The 2,475-nt window shown below is 63.4% G+C and carries 2 protein-coding genes; both read right to left on the bottom strand.

Going from position 1 to position 2,475, the window contains the following annotated elements; genetic code table 11:
• Positions 1–102 precede the first annotated feature (102 nt).
• Entirely contained in the window at positions 103–1,317 is a 1,215-nt protein-coding gene (locus ACFE71_RS15520; RefSeq protein ID WP_375429658.1) for an NAD-dependent formate dehydrogenase, read from the bottom strand.
• A gap of 204 nt (positions 1,318–1,521) precedes the next feature.
• Positions 1,522–2,475: TonB-dependent receptor (locus ACFE71_RS15515; RefSeq protein WP_375429657.1), on the bottom strand; the 954-nt coding region annotated here is incomplete at its 5' end.

The raw sequence follows: 2,475 nt of genomic DNA, 5'->3' as shown, positions 1-2,475 counted from the left end.
CCATGATCTCGACCAGAACCTCGCCAGCAGCCGGACCCTCCAGGTCGAGCTCGACAACCTCCAACGGCCGCTTGGCCTCGAACGCGACGGCGGCGCGGGTCTTCATTCGCTTACCTCCCCGCCACCCGTTCGCCTGAAGCGCGCCGCCGCCTCCGAGCCGGCGGTCGCGTTGCCCGCGCTGTAGGAATGGGCACCGGTTCCGGCTAGCGCGCCTCCCTGCACGATGAGGTATTCATCGCGGATCGGCCGACCTTCGAAGAAGCATTCCAGAACCTCGCGGACGCCTGCCGCGTAGCGAGCCTGCGCCGAGAGGCTCGTGCCAGAGATGTGCGGCGTCATGCCTTCATTCGGCATTGTCCGCCAAGGATGGTCGGCTGGTGCCGGCTGCGGAAACCATACGTCCCCGGCGTAACCCGCAAGCTGACCGCTCTCGAGCGCTCGAACGACCGCGTCGCGATCGACTATCTTACCCCTGGCCGTGTTCACGAGATAGGCGCCGCGCTTCATCTTCCCCAGCATCGCCTCGTCGAACAGGTTCTCGGTCTCGGGGTGCAACGGGCAGTTGATCGTCACCACGTCGCACACGGCCACCATGTCCTCCACGGTGTCGTGCCATGTCAGGTTGAGTTCCGTCTCGACGTCCTGCGAAAGTCGGTGCCGGTCGAAATAGTGAAGCGGCATGTCGAACGGCTTGAGGCGACGCAGAACCGCGAGCCCGATCCGCCCCGCTGCGACGGTGCCGACGTGCATGCCCTCGACGTCGTAGGAACGGGTCACGCAGTCGGCGATGTTCCAGCCGCCCTTGCGCACCCAATCATGCGATGGGATGTAGTTGCGCACCAACCCCAAGATCATCATCACGACGTGCTCGGCGACGCTGACCGAGTTGCAATAGGTCACCTCGGCGACCGTGACGTTCCGCTCGATCGCCGCTTGCAGGTCGACGTGATCGGAACCGATCCCGGCGGTGAGCGCGAGCTTGAGCGCGGGCGCTTTCGCGATGCGCTCGGCGGTCAGGTAAGCCGGCCAGAAAGGCTGAGAAATGACCACGTCCGCATCGACCAGCTCGCGTTCGAACGCACTGTCCGCGTCGTCTTTGTCGGAGGTCACGACGAGCGTGTGCCCGGCGGCTTCGAGGTACCCACGCAGGCCGAGCTCGCCCGACACGGAGCCCAGCAGTTGCCCGGGCGTGAAGTCTATCTCTTTCGGAGACGGCACGCTCTGGCCGTCCGGATAGCGTGAGATGAGCGGCACGTCGTCACGGGCGTAATCCGTCGGATAACCGCTGATCGGATCATCATAAAGGACACAGACCACCTTAGCCAAAACCGTTTTCCTTGTTCGAGTGAGAGGGGTTGGCGTCGATGTAGGTCGCGCTCGGTTCATCATGCGCCGGAAATGCAGCGTCGTACCTGAAGCACGCCCGAGGCGCCGGGACGCGGGCGCACCGCGAGCTCGGGTCGCGCATCCGGCGCGGATCGTCGCGCGAAGTCGGATGATATCGCGGGACGGGTTGGCGGCTCAAAATCTGAACTCGGCGCCGAGACCGTAGGTCCGCGGCGCGGCGCCATAGAGCGCGGGATAGCCTAACCCCTGCGTCGTTGCCTGGGTGATGATCCGTTCGTCCACGAGGTTCCGTCCGAAAAGCGTCAGACTCAGACGATCTTCTGGAAGCGTCCACCTCAGCGAGGTATTTAGGATCACATAGGCCCCCTGCCGAAGGAAATTGTCGGCTTCGAAGAAGTAGTCACCGTTGTAGTTTGCCGTGAGGTTGAAATCCAAGCTCCCGTCGCGAAGATCGGTATGGTAGTCCACCGACCCGGTTGCGCTGAAGTTCTGCGCCAGCGGCAGGCGGTTGCCCGTCGCATCACCGGGCGAGATAATCGCTCCGCCGCTTGGTCGCGGCGTGCTGAATACGGCACCCCGATAATCACTGAACTCCGTGTGCTCGATCTCGAACCCGCCGGAAATCCTGAGCCCCCTTGCGAGCTGCGCTTCCAGATCGACGTCCAGGCCATACAGGTTCGCGCCGGGTCCGTTAACCACGGTCTGCGTGACGCCGACGAACTGGATCACCTGAAGGTTCGTGTAGTCGTAGTAGAAGGCCGCGAGGTTCAGCCTTACGCGACGATCCAGAAGCTCGGTCTTCAGGCCCGCCTCGTAGGACGTCAGCTTCTCGGGCAGGTATGCCGGATTGGCCGGGCTGACCGTGTTGAAGCCGCCGCTCTTGATGCCGGTGTTGAACGACACGTAGCCGAGGATGGCGTCGGAGAAGCGGTAGTCCAACGCCGCGCGGAACGTGGGTTTTCGAATGGTCAACGGTTTAGGTGTAATGATCCGCGGGACCGTGGTCCCGTTGACCAACGTGCTTACCACGCTGGCGTCCTCGAGCTTGCGCTTCTCATAGGTGTACCGGGCGCCGAGAGTCAGCGTCATCCTGGGCAGCAACTCCCATCCGATCTGACCGAACGGCGC

This window comes from uncultured Sphingomonas sp., assembly GCF_964237155.1.
Lineage (GTDB): Bacteria > Pseudomonadota > Alphaproteobacteria > Sphingomonadales > Sphingomonadaceae > Sphingomonas.
Note: the sequence above shows the minus strand (reverse complement) of the source record. Positions and strands in the feature narration are given on the sequence as shown.